This is a genomic window from Stenotrophomonas sp. Steno-Z1 (assembly GCF_056393175.1).
Genome location: NZ_JBWJPB010000001.1, coordinates 1,349,984 through 1,364,628, shown reverse-complemented (window position 1 = coordinate 1,364,628; position 14,645 = coordinate 1,349,984). Strand labels below are relative to the sequence as shown.

Here is a 14,645-nt window from a genome sequence, read left to right as displayed (position 1 = left end):
CATGGCGGCGTCCTCAGGAAGTCTGGTGGGCGGTCAGGGGCGCGTAGGTTCGCGTCTCGGCATTGACCACTGCCTCGGCCTGCGACAGGCTCGTGTCGCTGACAATGCGTCCATCGAACAGGATGACCTTGCGTGACGCCGCGTTGGCCAGCTCGGGATCGTGGGTGACGATTGATGCAGTCCTTGCTGAGTTCTCGGAGGCCCGCGAGGACCTTGCACTCAAACAAGACGAGCTTCTTGTCCGGTCTAAGGCGCTTGCAGGTGAGATGAGTGCTGTCCTTGCGAGGTCAGAGGCGGCAATTGCTGCGGAACGCCTCGCCTGCGCCCGGGCCACCGAATTGCAGTGATTGGTCGATCAGCTTCAGCTGCAGGCTGCGGAACTGGCCGAGCAACGAACCGCTGCTATTCAGCGGCTTGAGCAAGTGGAGGCCTCACGCCAGGCGCTCTACGACAGGCTCCAAGAGACTGAGGAATCGGCGAGATCTGAGCGCGAGAGCCTGGCTGAGCACGTCAGATCTGTCGAAAGCCGCACATTGGGTGATCTTGATCGCGCCAGACAAGAGAGCAAGGTGTTGCAGGCGCAGCTAGCCAGCGCACTAAAAAGACATGCGTCGATTGAAGCAGAGATGCGCAGTAGCCTCGAAAAGGCACGCTCAGCCACTGCGGCGGCAGTACAAATTGCGGACAATCAGCGGGGCCGATGTGCAGCTCTAGAAGAGCAGCTGGCCAAGCTCCAGAACTTGCCGGCGGATCTAGAGGCTGCGCTTAGGAGAAGCCAGGTGACCGCTCGACCACGGAAGACAAACTCCAAGCAGAGAGCTAAGAAGAGCTCACCGAAGGACACGAATTAGGAACACTGGTTCGGCCAGAGCCCATCTCGGGACATCAATTAGGATCACTATTGACGATGATTTGCTCCTAATTTATGTCCCGGCTGGCGTTTTGGGCAGAAAAAAAGCCTTTGAATTCAATAGGGGGCACGATCTAGGAACAAAAGGACATCAATTAGGAACACCGACAAGCAGGCCGGCGTAGTACCTCATGAGGCTGGCCGCAACTTTACATAATATACATTATGCGAAATGGATTAATGGCCCGTGTGGCGCGGTTCGTCGGCTCCGGCTGGCGCTGGATCAAGCTCTGGATCGGCTCTTGCTTCCCTACTCGTTCCCCCAACAAGGACGAGATCGCAGCATGAGCGAGATGGACCCGCACGACCGCATCAACCTAACCGGCCCTTGGGCCGGTTTTGGCTTTCAGGGTGGCCACATGTTCACCCCCGAAGGCCATCACCTTGAACCCTGCGATATGACTTGGTGGTCTCTGACCTGCAACATCGCGCGGGAATGGCGCTTGATGATGGAGGAAGCCCGGCCGCCGCCGAAGCGATCGCCGCCCTCTGGAAAGCGCTGCGCCACAATGGATTCCAGCGTCGTATACCTGCGCGAGTACGTCAGAATTCGCAGGGAACGGCGGCTGGGCACAGGTGACCCCGGTGCCGACGCCTAGCCGTCCAATGTGGTCCACATGTCCCGTGGGCCACGACGCCGCGAGGCTAAGTCTTATATCGATGCTTTCTATTAGTTCTTTCACCATCGAGGTAGGACTTGTGAAGCTCTGCCGAGTCGCAGGTGACTTCGCTTGTACCAAGAGAGTAGATCCGACCGCGCCTCTGCGGTCCAAACAACCGAGCGTACTCGCCCTTGAAGGCATGGAAGGTCTCGATTTCGCGCCTTTCCCTGATCTTGTCGGCGAACTGGGTCTGGCCTGGCCTGCGACCGTAGGCGTCTACCGAATCGGACGATCCGTCTGCAAATCCCCAGACGATCTGGCTAGAAAACGGCACCGCACGAGGATCTGGCATCAGCAGGTATTCCTTCCCGAAGCTATCCCACTGAACCTTTGGCAGGTTTAGTTCGGGGTACAGCGTATCTCTGTTGTTTGCTGCGATGTATCTATAGGCACGCTTCTTGATGATGTAGTTGATTTTCACTACATCATCGCTGCTCAATATTCGGTGAGTTTGGATGTCGGTGAACTTGAACATTGCCTGTCGAAATGGATCAGGATTGGGCCTATCTCGCTTGGGGTTCCCGTACGGATGACGAACCCAAGAGAGATTGGTGAGGATCAATAGTTTTGTCGGCGACAAGGGAAACAGTGTGTGCGTGCCTGACTTCCAGATATGTGGATCACCACCGTCCCTGCACTCTCTTGCGCCAGGGAAGTACCCGGAGTTGTAGGCCGTAACCGGATGATCCGAGAGGAGAAGCTCCCTGCCCGACTGGCTCGAGTCCGCAATTACCCAGACGGCTTCGGTCCACAGGGCGACGTACATATCCTGCAGCTGCTGGAGCCGCTGCAGCAATAAATTCTTGCTGGTTGTCTGTGTGAACTGACTAAGGTACTTAAGACCCTTTGGTGTGCGCAGTTTTTGGAGACTCAGATATCTGATGAATCTCCAAAGGAGATCGCGATCCGCTGAAGGATGTTGGAAGTCTGCTATGTAATCAATAGCGGGCTGCGCACTGTCATCGAGGGGGCCGAAGAATCGCTCCTCAATTTCGGTCGAAAGTACATCGCGAAATTGTGTTGTGTATAAGTCGCGCTGCGCAAAGCATGACGGTGGCCCCCAGCGCTTCACAGCGTTACGCGCGTATGTCCGGCCGTTGGAAGTCATCGCCTGGGGTGAAAGGTCGAGGTAGTAGAACTTTCGGTCCTTCTCTAAATGTGAGAGGAAGCGCTTTTGGTACCAGATCGGAACGTAGTGATTATTGCGGTAGTTCGTCATCGATACCCCCTCCCCCGCTGTTAAGCCCTTCGCTGATCATAGAGGGTTGCCGCTTGACGCGTCACGCTAACCGCCGCTGTGGCGGTTCTGCACCGACTCTGGGAACGTTGCCACCGAGCGGTTCCCGACGCCAATAATCGATCCGCCAGACGTGCTTTGCGTGAGAACGCCAACGCCGCGCCCACTCACTGCGCTCGCAGGCGCCGCGCTGTCGTCGTCTCGGTCCAGCCGGTATAGGCGTGGCTCTGATTCGCGACGGGGGGCCTCCCGCGGCCACGCGGTAGCGACAGGTTCGTATGTCCTGGCGTTGAGGGTCACGCCGAAGTTGGCGATGCTGACCTTGTAGCCCATGGCGATGAGCTGGTCGAACGTGAGCTGATCGGCGGTGTTGCCCGAGCTATCCACCCATTCGACCATCCCGACCTCCCGCTCACCCATGGTGGCCCGGAACACGAGGCGGATACGGTTGGCGTCGGTGAGCTGGGCCACGTAGCGCTGCTGGATCGTCATGTTGGCGTAGGGATCGGGCGGCGGTGCTGCCTTGGGCACCATCGGCATGACCGGGGCCGGACTGTTGGCGGACGGGCCAGCCGCTCTCACACCGGGCACTGCCTGCTTTTCACTGCCCTCGCCCGCTGATCCGGTTTTGAAGAAGAAGCTGATGAAGAAGTAGGCACCGAGCAGGCCGACAACACCCATGATCGTGCCGCGCACCGCCATCGCACGCCACACGTTGGTCCCGCCCTCATCGTAGACCTCCGTGTTTTCCGCACCCACTGCATAGCCGTGATAGAGCGGATACATGGCCGGATCGTACTTCTCGGTTTTGCTGCCGACGCGCTCGTATTCGCCGGGGCTGGTGGTGTGCCGGCTTCGCTACCAGGTTCAGCGCGCCGCCCTCGCCCAACACCGTGACGCGTCACGGGAGATTGTCACCAAATCCTGGACGAATACACGGGCAATTCCTATCTGGACGTACTCAAGTGCGTCCGAGCCGCAATAGCGCCGACATCGTCTCCTGTTAGATAAAGTGCTCCTGTCACGCCGGATGGGAGCTCCTTCACCCTGATCCTCATCGAATCGATCGCGTCGACGCGGATCGAGGTGGAGCGGACATTGATTGGGTCGGCTCGTGGCCGCTGCTGCCGGGCGTCCTCCAGCGAACGCGGCACCTCGTACATTGAAGAAAATACGTCACCGACGGATATCGCACGTCCTGTCACGACAAATCCAACGTACACCGTTCGTCCGGCGGCGTCGGCGGTGATCGCCTGAACGTAGAACTCCACACTCGAAGTCATGCCTGGCATCCATTCGTAGTCACTCGACCCATGCAGCGGCCTGTTCTGCGATCCACTCAACACAGCCCCTGCCCCATTCTGCACCCTCACCGCCTGCACAACCCGCTCTGCCAGCATACGCCGCAGCCGTTCAACATAGGCCAGTCGTCGACGCGACCCCCGCCTTTCATTGGCGCCCGGTCACTCCGCGGCACATTCCTGCACCCAACCGGGTTCACCCACTAGAATGGCCGCCGGCTTCTCTTGGGCATGGGACATGGACGACCAACGCACGGCAAACGCGATTCATACGATCTGGTGGCAGGTGGCGCTCGGCGGCTTCCTTGCGCTTACCGCCCACAGTGTCGTGGAGGCGGCGTACGCCAGGTACCAACTTCAACAGGTTACTCGGCAGTTCGAGGCGGACCTCAAGGCGATGCCCTCCTCGCTTTTGCCGGACACGCCGACGCCACCGCGCGAGCACCCCATGCCATTGCGCCAGAACGAGCGCTGCATACAGGGGCGCCGGTTTGAGCGGGTGCAGAACGGCTGGAGGCAGATCAATGCCCCGTGCTAGGTCGCGCATGCCGCGTGCATTGGCCGCAGACCCACGGGCACGAGCGTGAGCGCTGGCGATACGGGCCGCAGCGCCGCCCGCTGGATACCGCTCGTGGTGTTTCTGGTCATGTTGTTCGGCATTCCGCACAATTCGCCGTGGTTTGGCCTGGTTCTGCTGTATCTGCTGCTGGGTGCGCTGTATGTCGTCGGCGCGATCCTGTGGGTGGCCCTGCGTAGCCGCGGCGCGGCAGCGGCCCTCGGTCGCATGCCGCCGGTGCGCGCGTTGCTTCCTCGCGAGAAGGAGGCGCTTGACTGGTTTGGCCAGCCAGAGCGGGCAATCTGGCGCATGCCGCGCGGGAACGTGGTGGACCTGCTGGCTGCCGTGCGCGCCGCTGGCGCGGCGCCTTCGGTCCACGCGCTGAGCGGTCCGTTCGTGCGGACGGCGAGTGCCGGGGTGTATGAGCGGCGCGATTGCATCGGCGGCGTCGAGGTCCTATTGCTGCCGGGCGCAGAACAGCACCTGCGCGCGGGCAATGACGCGGATGTTCTGCTGTGTGGGCGGTTCGCGGTCGTGCTTGCCCTGAACAACACGTGGCGTATTGATCAGGCGCGCTCGCTGCTGAAATAGGCGCGGCGGGGTTCGCCCGTCAGCCGGTCCAGTCCGCCGCCCCGTGCTCGATATCCACCCAGTCACTGCACAGCAGCTGCGTCCGGGGGATGGCGGTTGCAATGCGTACCGGACCGTCCTTGCCGTTGATTGCGCCCTCGAACTGTCCGTCGCTCATCGGCGCGACCGGGATGCAGAGGCGGACACGCTTGACCGCGTCAGCGCCCGGCAGGGTTTCCCATGCTTCCACCTGCACCCTGCCCTTCGGGGTCAGCTCCAGTGCCAGCAGCCGGGCATCGGGCGTGCCCGTGGGCTGCGTCAGGAAGTCCAGCGTGACATCACCGTTCTCGATGCGGATCGTCGGCCGCGACACCTTGCCGGTCGGCCCGACCGCATCGAGCGACTTGTCGAGGCTGCCACGGTCGAATACGGCAAGCGGGGCGGCGCCGTCGTTGGTCAGGGTGTAGCGGAAATCGAGCAGGCGGTTCTCGGTGTAGTAACGGAACTGGGCGACCAGGACGGCGAGTGGGCGGCGGCTGTCTGCCGCGGCCTGCGGATGGGGGGCGGAATCGTGCGGCATGGCGGGGGTGACCGTTCCTTGGAGTGTGTGGCCGTGGCTGCAGCCACTGAGGAGCGCAGCGAGCAACAGGGCTGGCAGCGCAGCGTGGCGGACGCGTGCGGGAGTGTGCTGGCGCGGCGTGGGAGGTGCAGGTTGGTGGGAGCGATGCATGCAGGTGCTCAGCGTTCCAGGACGGGCTCGGCGCGGCCTTGCGCGTGTTCGGGTACGGGCGCCCCACGTTCGGCAGCGGCGTCCATCTGCTGTTGGAACTGGCGGCCTGCGTCGCTGTCCATCAGGCCCTCCAGGGCCTTGCCGAGGGCTGCGTCATCGCCGCGTCGGGAGGCGTCGAACAATGCGTCAAGGTGGGCGCCATGCGTGTGCGGGTGGGCGCTGGCCGGCGCGGCATTCGGTTGGCCAGGCGACACCAGGGCGCCAGGGCCGACGCTGTACTCGGTGCGGTCGGGCAGCCCCATCTCGCGGCGGACGGCGTTCTCGGTCAAAGGCGCCGGGTTGGCCTGGGTCGGCGGCGTGGCCGGGTCGTTGTCGAAGTCGAAGCTGGCACCGTCGTGCGGCAGGCCGACCGCCTGGCGCTCCCATTGCCCGACGGCACCGCTGCGGCCGTCGGTGTCGGCGCCCCGGTACATGTCCGGCTGCAGGGTGCCGTTGACCACGTTGTAGGCATGCGACAGCTCGTGCTGGAGGATCACGCCCGGTGCCGGGAAATGATCGCTGTGGAAGCTGGGGTTGTAATGGACCATCGCCGGCGTGCCGGCACCGGCCACCATCGCCCCGGTTTCCGGATCCGGCGCGAGGAACATGTCATCGTGCATCTGCAGCGGCTGGCCCGGACCGGCCGGATGGCCGCCGGCCGCGCCATTGGTCTCGTTGGTCAGTTCGGCGATGGTGACGGCGTTGCCCTTGCCCACCGGCGGCGCAGCCGCGGCCTGGTCGAGTGCGGCCAGCATCTGGCGCCCGGCCGGTGAGCCGCGCATCTGTTCCAGGTCGGCTTCCACGCGTTCGCGGAAGCTGTCGGACCCGGAAATCAGGATGCTGGACCCAAGCGAGGGGTCATGCGCACCCGGGTCGACGACACGGTTGCCAGCACCCTCGGCGGCCGACACGGTGTCCTCGCCTGCCCTGCCATACACCACGTCCTGGCCACCGCTGTTGTGCACGGTGTCGGTGCCAGCCCCGGCGTAGATGTGGTCGACGTCGGCGCCGCCACGCAGGGTGTCGTTGCCGAGACCGCCCGAGAGAACGTCGCGGCCCTCCTCGCCATCGATGACGTCGTTGCCGCGGCCACCGTCGAGAACGTCGTTGCCGCGTCCACCGCGGATGCGGTCGTTATCGTCGCCGCCGTAGACGACGTCGTTGCCGGCCCCCGCATCGATGCGATCGTTGCCAGCGCCGCCGGACACGTCGTCGCGGCCGTTGCCGGTGAGGATCGTGTCGTCGCCGCGGCCACCGTCGACGCGATCATTGCCGGAGCCGGTGATGATCACATCGTCGCCATCGCCGCCGCGCACGTCCATGTCCACGCGCACGGTGCCGGCGCTGGCGACGGTCTGCACGTAGAAGGGATCGACGCCCTCGGTCAATGCCGGTGTGGTGTTGCTGGCAATGATGCGGTCGTTGCCGCCGTTGCTGCGCACGCCCAGTTCCTGGTCGCGGCCCAGGGTCAGTTCATAGGCCTGGCCGTTGACGGTCGCGGCCAGCACCCCATCGGGACGCTGGCTCAATCGGATGTCATCGTCCCTGTCGCCGGTGTGCAGGGTCATGACATCGTCGAACTGGTTGCCGCCGGTCACCCGCTCGCGGGTGATGCGGACCTGGTCGTCTCCGGTTCGCCCGTTGTCGTACAGCAGGTCACTACGGGTCGGCTTGCCGTCCGGGGTCATGCCGATCACCGGCGTGCCGATGGGCGAGCCCGCGCCATTGACCGCAATCGGCGGCGGTGGCGGCGGTGCGCCGCCCGCGCCCGAGGTTCCCGTTGCGGTAGAAGCGTCCGTTGCCATCTGCGCATCCCATTCGTCCATGTGATGAGGCGCAATATATACGAGGGCTTGCCGCGGCGTGAAGGACGGGTGTCACGCGGCGCTGGCGAGCCACACAAAAACGGCAGGCCGTAGCACCGGCCTGCCGTCATCGGGTCACGCGGGGCGCGACGATCAGAAGCGGAATTCGCCGCCCACGCTGATCGTCTCCACCTCCACGTCCACGCCGCTGAACTCGCCCTTGCGGCGGTCGTAATTGAGGCTCAGGCCCCAGCGGCGGTTGAAGTCGTACCCCACATTGACCCCGTAGTAGGGCTTGGTCGAGCTTTCGTCATCGACCACGTCGAAGGTGTCCTCGCGGACCTGCGCGGTCATGCGCGCGACGCCCGCACGTGCACCGATGAAGAAGCCGGTGTTGTCGGCGCCGAAGTTCTTCTTCGCCACCACGCCCACGCCGATCGAGACCAGGTCCAGCTCTTCGTCGTAGCCGAGGTCCTTGTTGTACAGCGAACCGACATGGCCTTCGACACCGATGTTCGGGGTGAACCAGTAGCCGCCGCCGACCACGCCGGAGGTGTCGGACTCGCTGCCGCGGAACCCGTCATAGCGCACTTCGGTATCGCTGCTGCCCAGCTCGGCGCGGAGGAATGCCTGGCCGGCCATGGCGTCGGTGGACAGGGTGGCCAGCGCGATCGCGGCGACCAGAGTCACGTACTTGTTCATTCAGATCCTTCCAAAAAGTGGGTTGCCCCTCTGGGCGGCGCCACTCTGCCTCCTGTTCATGTTTGTGTCAATTGCGTTAAGCCGGGGCGCCGGACCGTTTGCCGACTGCGGACACGCGATCAGGGCGCCGTCGAAGGCGCGTCCTTGAGCGAGGCGTCCAGAAGCGCTGAATAGACGTCCAGCCGGGTGCGCATGCCGACCAGGACCCAGCCGAGTGCATACAGCAGCACCATCGAAAAAATGAGAAGCCCCAGGACCGGATTGACGTCGAATCCGCCCGCCCAATCGCCCGGGGTCCACGTCCGGAATTGAAGGTACAGCGCAACCAGTACGGGAAACGGACCGAGCTTCTGCAGCCCGCCGTACATCAGTCCCATGCGGTAGGTCATGGTCTTCTGAAGCGCAAGGACGAACCGCAGTCGCTCTTCCCGCTCAGCGGCGGGGAACGCGCTGAGCTGCTTCACCAGATGCGTCCAATAGGCGAAGTTGGCGTCCATTTCGGCCGCATGCGAGAGCCGCGGGCGGAGGTATTGGCCTCCTTCTCTCTTGAGCATCAGGAACAGGAAAAGAGTGAAGCCGGAGACTTCGATGGCCAGGCAGGCGGTGAGAGCCATTAGCGCCCACGACAGCGGCAGCACGCTGACGGGCAGCATCCCTGCGGTCAGTCCTGCCGCAGTGGCGGCGACCCCTGTCCCGAGCGCCCAGCGCTCCAGCCGAGAGGCCTTGGGATGGATGCTCTGCTCGTTGTACTGCTGTACTTGCCTGTACAGCCACGAGAAGGACAGCCCGGGTTCCGGAACTACCTGCATATCCATTGCGGCACATCCTCCTGTCGATGGGCATCGGCCCTGCCCAGCGGGTTGCACACCCGCCGGCGCACCATCTTACCGGCAGGACGCTGCCAGCGCGCCGCGATCAACACTGCGCCTTAACCGGCCTTGCCTATCCTGCGGGCAGCCGCTGCCGCCCACCGCGGTGTTCGCGCAGGGAGGCGGATGCGGCGCGTTGGACCTGGTCGAACCACTCAAGGAGCATCATGAAAAACCTCAATGCCGTCATCCTCGCAGGCTGCCTGTTCGGCCTGAGCAACAGCGCCTTTGCCGATACGGTCAACCTGACCAACAGCGCCGATGGCGCCAACCGTGACGCTGGCCTTGCCGCGGTGAAAAAGAAGCTGCAGGACGCCTGCGCCGAGCGCAAGGGCACGGCGAGAACCGACTCATTCGAGGTCGTCTTCGAGAAGACCAGCGCGAACCCGGACGTGCCCAAGCCGTACTACGTGGACGGCAAGATGCAATGCGATCTTCCGGGCTGATCGGGGCGGCCTTCCCGCCCGGTTCGTGGCGACGGCGCCCCTGATCGCCCCTGCCCTGCTGCTGATATAGTCGGCCGGCATGACGGGCACCCTGCCCGTCCACGTATTACAGGGAGTTGGTCATGGGTCTGGTACAGGCGGTGAAAGGTGCAGTCGGTGGTGTTCTGGCCGACCAGTGGAAGGATTTCTTCACCGTGCCGACGGGCCTGCCGTCCACGGCGGCCCTCTTCGCCGCCGTCCCGCGCGGAACCAATGCCGGGCGCGGCTCCAACACCAGCGCGTCCTCGAACATCATCAGCAACGGGTCGAAGATCGTCGTGCCGGAGGGCTACGGCCTGCTGCTGTTCCAGGACGGGGCGATCACCGGCTTCGTCGCCGAGCCGGGTGGCTATGAATGGCGTTCGGACGATGCCAACTCGCAGTCGATCTTCGCTGGCGATGGGCTGGTCGGGCCGTTGATCAAGCAGAGCTGGGAGCGCTTCAAGTTCGGCGGCCAGCCGGGCTCGCAGCAGGCGGCGTTCTTTGTGTCGCTCAAGGAACTGCCGGACAACCGTTTCGGCACCCAGTCGGAGATCTACTGGGACGACGGTTTCCTGGGCACGCAGGTCGGCGCGCTGACGCGCGGTTCGTACACGCTGAAGATCGTCGATCCGATCCTGTTCGTGAAGAATTTCGTGCCGGCCAGCTACCTGCAGCCGGGCCAGGTGTTCGACTTCACCGATCTGGACAACGCGGCAGCCAGCCAGTTGTTCAATGAAGTGGTGGGCTCGCTCGCGCCGGCCTTCAGCCTGTATACCAACGACCCGGGCAAGGGCAACCGCATCACCAAGCTGCAGCAGGACTCGCTCGGCTTCGCGCAGAGCCTGTCGGCCGCCGTCGAACAGGGCTACCAGTGGAAGTCCGACCGCGGCCTGGCCATCGTCAAGACGGCGATCGTGTCGATCGAGTACGACGCCAACACCCGCGAACTGCTCAAGACCGTGCAGCGTGCCGATGCACTGGCCGGTTCGCGCGGCAACTCGAACCTGCAGGCCAGTGTCGCCCAGGGCATCCAGTCTGCCGGCGAGAACGGGGGTGCGGCCGGGTTGGTGGGCGTGGGCATGGCGTCGGGCATGTTCGGCGCCGGCGCCCTGCAGCAGCCGGCCACGCCTGCGGCCCCGGCCGCGGATGACCCGGTGGCCAAGTTGAAGAAGGCCAAGGAGATGCTGGATCTGGGCCTGATCACCCAGGACGACTACGACACGCTCAAAGCCAAGGCGCTGGGCCTGTAAGACCCAGGACGCGCGTAGACCATGTCCGATTCCAGAATTCCGCCGCCGCTGCCGTCGTCGGCGCCGCCCCCGTTGCCGCCTGCGCCGCCCCCGCCCGTGAGCGGCCCGGGCTCGCCACGGGAGGTGCCGCCGTTGCCGGGCACCTTCCCGGTCGACCCGACCACCCTGCCCCCGCCGATTCGTGACGAACTGCTGGCGCCGGACCCGGTCGCCCTCGATACCGCCGCCGAGGAACTCAAGGACGGCGTCAATCGCTGTCCGAAGTGTGGCTCGAGCGATGTCCGGCTCCGGATCGGCACGGACGTGCTGGTCTGCCAGTTCTGCCGCAATGAGTGGCATGGCGCGCTGGTGGAGCAGGAATTCGGGCTGGGTGATGGCATCGACCAGCTGCGGGGCACCGTCATTGCCTCCGGTGCGCGCGATATCGAGGCCGACACCGCCAGCCTGATGAGTTTCAAGTGCACCGGCTGCGGTGCCGAGGTGACCATCAACACCGAGAGCACGATGACCGCCCGCTGCCACTGGTGCCGGCACGTGTTCGGCGTCAACGAGCAGGTGGCCAACGGAGCGGTGCCCGATGCGGTGCTGCCCTTCCGGATCAGCAAGACCGATGCGGTGGCCCGCATCCGGCAGTTCGTGGACAAGCGTCGCCTGTTCGCCTTGAAGGCGTTCAAGCAGGAGTTCACTCCGGAAAACGTGATCGGCGTGTACCTGCCCTATATGATCGTGGACAGCAACGTAAGCGCCGCAGTGGCCGGCAAGGGCGAGATCAAGACCCGCGAGTACACCCGCGGCACCGAGAAGAATCGCAAAACCTACTACGATGCCGATGTGTACCAGGTGGAGCGCCAGGTGGACTTCACCGTGGACGACCTGCCGCTGGAGTCATCGGCCGAGCGCGGCAACCTCGACACGCGCACCAACACCAACAACATCATCAACACCATCCTGCCGTTCGATACCAAGAATGCGCTGAAGTGGAATGCGTCCTACCTGATGGGGTTCACCACGGAAAAGCGCAACCTGGACGTGGAGAAGCTGCGCCCACGGCTGGAAGACCAGTTGCTGTCCATCGCCCGCGCCCAGGTCGAGGGCTCGGTGCGGCGCTACGACCGTGGCGTGCGCTGGGAGCAGGAACGGCTGGACGTGCACGGCACGCGCTGGGTGTCGATGTACCTGCCGGTATGGCTGTATTCCTACCACCAGCCGGGCAGCAACGGCGGCATGCTGCACTACATCGCGGTGAACGGGCGTACCGGCGAAACCATGGGCAGCGTGCCGGTGCAGCAGTGGAAGCTGCTGCTCGCCGCGCTCACCACGGGCACGATCATCGAAGCGCTCGTCCTTTTCTTCCTGGTGGCTTCCTCATGAGTGATGACAGTGGGCTCTGGTTGCTGGCCGCAGGTCCGGCCGGCGCGACGGCGCTGTACTGGGCGCTGTACCGCTACTACCGCAATACCGACAAGTCCCACGCATTCGAGCGCGAGACCGAGGTGGAGGCCAAGCCGGTGACCGGCTCGGACCGCCTGGTGGACACGGTGACGGGCACGCAGGAGACCCGCATCCGCGGCGACAACGTGCGTGCCTACCGCAACCGGGTAATGCGCGACAGCAGCTGAGCGCCCGGGTTGCGGGCACGAAAGTGCCGTGCCCGCCCCTTCCCCGGGCGGGCACGGCGTCCCCATGATTCACGGGCGCCGGGATGGCGCCAGCGCTGTTACATCACTGCGCGGCGTCGCTCGGGAGCGTGGCGGCGAGCCGGCGGACGCACTGCTTGGCGTGCCACAGCACCTGCCCCATCGCGCTGGTCTGGTCGCATGCGGCCATCAACAGTTGCGGCGGCTGCACCGGGATGGTCAGCATGAGCACTTTGCCGTGCGAGGCTTCGAGGATCAGCGCGCCGAGCGAGCCGATCGCCAGTTCGCGGCCGAGCGCCTCGGCCAGGGCCAGCATCGAGCTGGTCATCGCGGCCAGGCGGCTGACGGTTTCTTCTTCGCGCCCGACCTGTGCAAGAGCGAAGCCATCCAGGCTGGCGACCACCACGCCCATCAGCCCGTCCACGTCGTGCACGAGGGTGCTCAGGTGTGCGTCGACCTGCGCACGCACCGGGGCGATCGCCGCCATGGGGGAGGCGTCACTCATGGCAGGCCACCAGGGCTTGGCATTCAATCTGGCTCATCAATACATCCATTACGGTAAGAACCTGCATCGGATCGCGCGGATCCACCATCACGATGGGCAGCTGTCCCTCATCGCGCTCCAGCCATTGTTCGCAGGCCGCGCGTTGGGTCGGGCTGGCGTCATCCATCCGGGTAATCCCCATCACCACCGGCAGTGGCGCGGGATGGCGGTCGACCGCGTCCAGGTACGGCCTTATCTGCTGGTCCGGTGGCCCCGCATCGGCGTTGACCAGCACGATCGCACCGCTCGCGCCTTCCAGCAGGATCGGCCACAGGAAGTCGAACCGGATCTGGCCGGGCGTGCCGTACAGGCGCAGGCGGTCACCGCCGGGCAGGTCGATGTCGCCGTAGTCCAGGGCCACCGTGGTGAACGGCTTGGCGGCGCTCGGGTCGGTATTGCGCACCTCGGTCGAGACCGCCCTGCCCTGCGCCAGGGCCTGGACCAGCGTCGACTTGCCCGCGCCCATTTCACCCAGCACCACGATCTTGTATTCACGCATTTTCATCGACTCCAGCGGTTGCGCACATCGCGCCACATCCGGGCCAGCGCATTCCCGCCGGCCCGCGCCGCCGGGGCTGCCGTCAGCCTCGCTGCCGGGTCCGTGTCGGTGTGCGCATAGCCACTCAGATAGGCGGCATTGAAAAAGGCCTGGACCTCCTCGCGAGGCACGCCCAGGATCGAACTGCAGGCATCCACGTCGAGTGCATGCTGGATCAGCAGCGCGCAGATGCGGAAATCGTCATGGCGGTGGGCCAGGACGCGGAAGTCGGGCCAGCGCCCCAGCTTCACGCAGCTGTCCCGGCGCAGCGGCGGCAACGGCGCGTGGTCCGCGCAGGCGCCCAGGCCCACCTGCCAGAGCAGCGGGCGCAACGCCACCGGCCGCGCCCGCCGCGCCTGCACGTCGAACAACGCCCGCGCGATGGGAAGCAGCTCCAGGCGCGGCACCGCATCCACCAGGGCCGCCTGGAGCATTGCCAGCGACACCGCGGAGGGCTCGGCCAGCACCGCCTGGCTCTGCTCTGTGTCCAGCCAGCCCAGCAGCTTGCCGTTGCAGATGATGGCGACGCAGTGCACCGGCCCGTGCTGGCGGCGCTCGCCCGTCAGGCGGCGGCGCAGGTCCTCCACGAAAGGGGGCGGCACCATCGCCATTGAAGGCAGTGCCGTGCATGCATCGAACGGCGCGGGGCGGCAGCGGCTCATGTCGCGCGCCTTGCCGCGGCCGCGGTCGATGAAACGGACAACATCATGGGGGGCTTCGTGTTTGAGCGGAGGCGTGGGCAGGCGCCGCAGGGCGGTCACCGTGCGACGGGGCCTAGAAGAACATCCGACACCCTGCGCTGGCGATGCAAAAAGTGCGAAAACGCAC

The 14,645-nt window shown here is 64.8% G+C and carries 19 protein-coding genes; 7 read left to right on the top strand and 12 right to left on the bottom strand.

The window, feature by feature from the left end:
• Positions 1 to 13: 13 nt before the first annotated feature.
• Both AC06FD_RS06090 and AC06FD_RS06085 read right to left on the bottom strand, forming a co-directional pair.
• Positions 14 to 223 (bottom strand): hypothetical protein, encoded by a 210-nt coding sequence (locus tag AC06FD_RS06090; protein ID WP_478077279.1) that lies wholly within the window; start codon positions 221 to 223, stop codon positions 14 to 16.
• 64 nt (positions 224 to 287) lie between these two features.
• On the bottom strand, positions 288 to 422 hold the full coding sequence (locus tag AC06FD_RS06085; protein WP_478077278.1) for a hypothetical protein: 135 nt from the start codon (positions 420 to 422) through the stop codon (positions 288 to 290).
• Between the two features lie 772 nt (positions 423 to 1,194).
• Between AC06FD_RS06085 and AC06FD_RS06080 the strand changes: the two genes are divergently transcribed.
• Positions 1,195 to 1,509 (top strand): DUF3653 domain-containing protein, encoded by a 315-nt coding sequence (locus tag AC06FD_RS06080; protein WP_478077277.1) that lies wholly within the window; start codon positions 1,195 to 1,197, stop codon positions 1,507 to 1,509.
• 46 nt (positions 1,510 to 1,555) lie between these two features.
• On the opposite strand, the gene AC06FD_RS06075 is transcribed toward AC06FD_RS06080, so the two are convergent.
• The 3 genes from AC06FD_RS06075 to AC06FD_RS06065 form a co-directional block, all read right to left on the bottom strand.
• Positions 1,556 to 2,791 (bottom strand): DUF4238 domain-containing protein, encoded by a 1,236-nt coding sequence (locus AC06FD_RS06075; protein ID WP_478077276.1) that lies wholly within the window; start codon positions 2,789 to 2,791, stop codon positions 1,556 to 1,558.
• A gap of 66 nt (positions 2,792 to 2,857) precedes the next feature.
• The gene (locus tag AC06FD_RS06070) at positions 2,858 to 3,595 is read right to left on the bottom strand and encodes a hypothetical protein (RefSeq protein WP_478077275.1); all 738 of its coding nucleotides are present in this window, start codon (positions 3,593 to 3,595) and stop codon (positions 2,858 to 2,860) included.
• A gap of 161 nt (positions 3,596 to 3,756) precedes the next feature.
• Entirely contained in the window at positions 3,757 to 4,092 is a 336-nt protein-coding gene (locus tag AC06FD_RS06065) for a hypothetical protein (protein WP_478077274.1), read from the bottom strand.
• 256 nt (positions 4,093 to 4,348) lie between these two features.
• On the opposite strand from AC06FD_RS06065, the gene AC06FD_RS06060 reads away from it, so the two are divergent.
• Together AC06FD_RS06060 and AC06FD_RS06055 are read left to right on the top strand one after the other, a co-directional pair.
• Entirely contained in the window at positions 4,349 to 4,648 is a 300-nt protein-coding gene (locus AC06FD_RS06060) for a hypothetical protein (RefSeq protein WP_478077273.1), read from the top strand.
• A gap of 93 nt (positions 4,649 to 4,741) precedes the next feature.
• A complete protein-coding gene (locus AC06FD_RS06055) occupies positions 4,742 to 5,257 on the top strand; it encodes a hypothetical protein (protein WP_478077272.1) in 516 nt (171 codons plus the stop codon).
• Between the two features lie 19 nt (positions 5,258 to 5,276).
• Here AC06FD_RS06055 and AC06FD_RS06050 read toward each other — a convergent pair whose 3' ends face one another.
• From AC06FD_RS06050 to AC06FD_RS06035, 4 genes are all read right to left on the bottom strand, one after another.
• Complete coding sequence (locus AC06FD_RS06050; protein WP_478077271.1) at positions 5,277 to 5,816, bottom strand: hypothetical protein; 540 nt, start codon at positions 5,814 to 5,816, stop codon at positions 5,277 to 5,279.
• A 158-nt stretch (positions 5,817 to 5,974) separates the two neighbouring features.
• Positions 5,975 to 7,810 carry a M91 family zinc metallopeptidase gene (locus AC06FD_RS06045; protein WP_478077270.1) on the bottom strand — a complete coding sequence of 612 codons (1,836 nt, stop codon included), beginning with the start codon at positions 7,808 to 7,810 and terminating at the stop codon, positions 5,975 to 5,977.
• Positions 7,811 to 7,963: 153 nt separating this feature from the next.
• On the bottom strand, positions 7,964 to 8,512 hold the full coding sequence (locus AC06FD_RS06040; protein WP_478077269.1) for an acyloxyacyl hydrolase: 549 nt from the start codon (positions 8,510 to 8,512) through the stop codon (positions 7,964 to 7,966).
• A gap of 119 nt (positions 8,513 to 8,631) precedes the next feature.
• Positions 8,632 to 9,327: a hypothetical protein gene (locus tag AC06FD_RS06035; protein ID WP_478077268.1), complete on the bottom strand. Its 696-nt coding sequence runs from the start codon at positions 9,325 to 9,327 to the stop codon at positions 8,632 to 8,634.
• A 221-nt stretch (positions 9,328 to 9,548) separates the two neighbouring features.
• Here AC06FD_RS06035 and AC06FD_RS06030 point away from each other — a divergent pair, with 221 nt between their 5' ends.
• The 4 genes from AC06FD_RS06030 to AC06FD_RS06015 all read left to right on the top strand — a co-directional run bounded on the left by AC06FD_RS06030 (position 9,549) and on the right by AC06FD_RS06015 (position 12,717).
• On the top strand, positions 9,549 to 9,827 hold the full coding sequence (locus AC06FD_RS06030; protein WP_478077267.1) for a hypothetical protein: 279 nt from the start codon (positions 9,549 to 9,551) through the stop codon (positions 9,825 to 9,827).
• Positions 9,828 to 9,949: 122 nt separating this feature from the next.
• On the top strand, positions 9,950 to 11,098 hold the full coding sequence (locus AC06FD_RS06025; RefSeq protein WP_259202731.1) for an SPFH domain-containing protein: 1,149 nt from the start codon (positions 9,950 to 9,952) through the stop codon (positions 11,096 to 11,098).
• Between the two features lie 21 nt (positions 11,099 to 11,119).
• A complete protein-coding gene (locus AC06FD_RS06020) occupies positions 11,120 to 12,469 on the top strand; it encodes a TFIIB-type zinc ribbon-containing protein (RefSeq protein WP_478048109.1) in 1,350 nt (449 codons plus the stop codon).
• Complete coding sequence (locus AC06FD_RS06015) at positions 12,466 to 12,717, top strand: hypothetical protein (protein WP_259202734.1); 252 nt, start codon at positions 12,466 to 12,468, stop codon at positions 12,715 to 12,717. The genes AC06FD_RS06020 and AC06FD_RS06015 overlap by 4 nt, the downstream gene beginning before the upstream one ends.
• A gap of 103 nt (positions 12,718 to 12,820) precedes the next feature.
• Here the strand turns inward: AC06FD_RS06015 and AC06FD_RS06010 are convergent, their stop codons facing one another.
• Genes AC06FD_RS06010 through AC06FD_RS06000 form a run of 3 tightly spaced genes read right to left on the bottom strand, consistent with a single transcriptional unit; the run spans position 12,821 to position 14,578 of the window.
• Entirely contained in the window at positions 12,821 to 13,240 is a 420-nt protein-coding gene (locus tag AC06FD_RS06010) for a roadblock/LC7 domain-containing protein (protein WP_394162056.1), read from the bottom strand.
• Positions 13,233 to 13,778 (bottom strand): GTP-binding protein, encoded by a 546-nt coding sequence (locus AC06FD_RS06005; RefSeq protein WP_478077266.1) that lies wholly within the window; start codon positions 13,776 to 13,778, stop codon positions 13,233 to 13,235. The genes AC06FD_RS06010 and AC06FD_RS06005 overlap by 8 nt, the downstream gene beginning before the upstream one ends.
• Positions 13,779 to 13,780: 2 nt before the next feature.
• Entirely contained in the window at positions 13,781 to 14,578 is a 798-nt protein-coding gene (locus AC06FD_RS06000; RefSeq protein WP_478077265.1) for a hypothetical protein, read from the bottom strand.
• Positions 14,579 to 14,645: the final 67 nt, after the last annotated feature.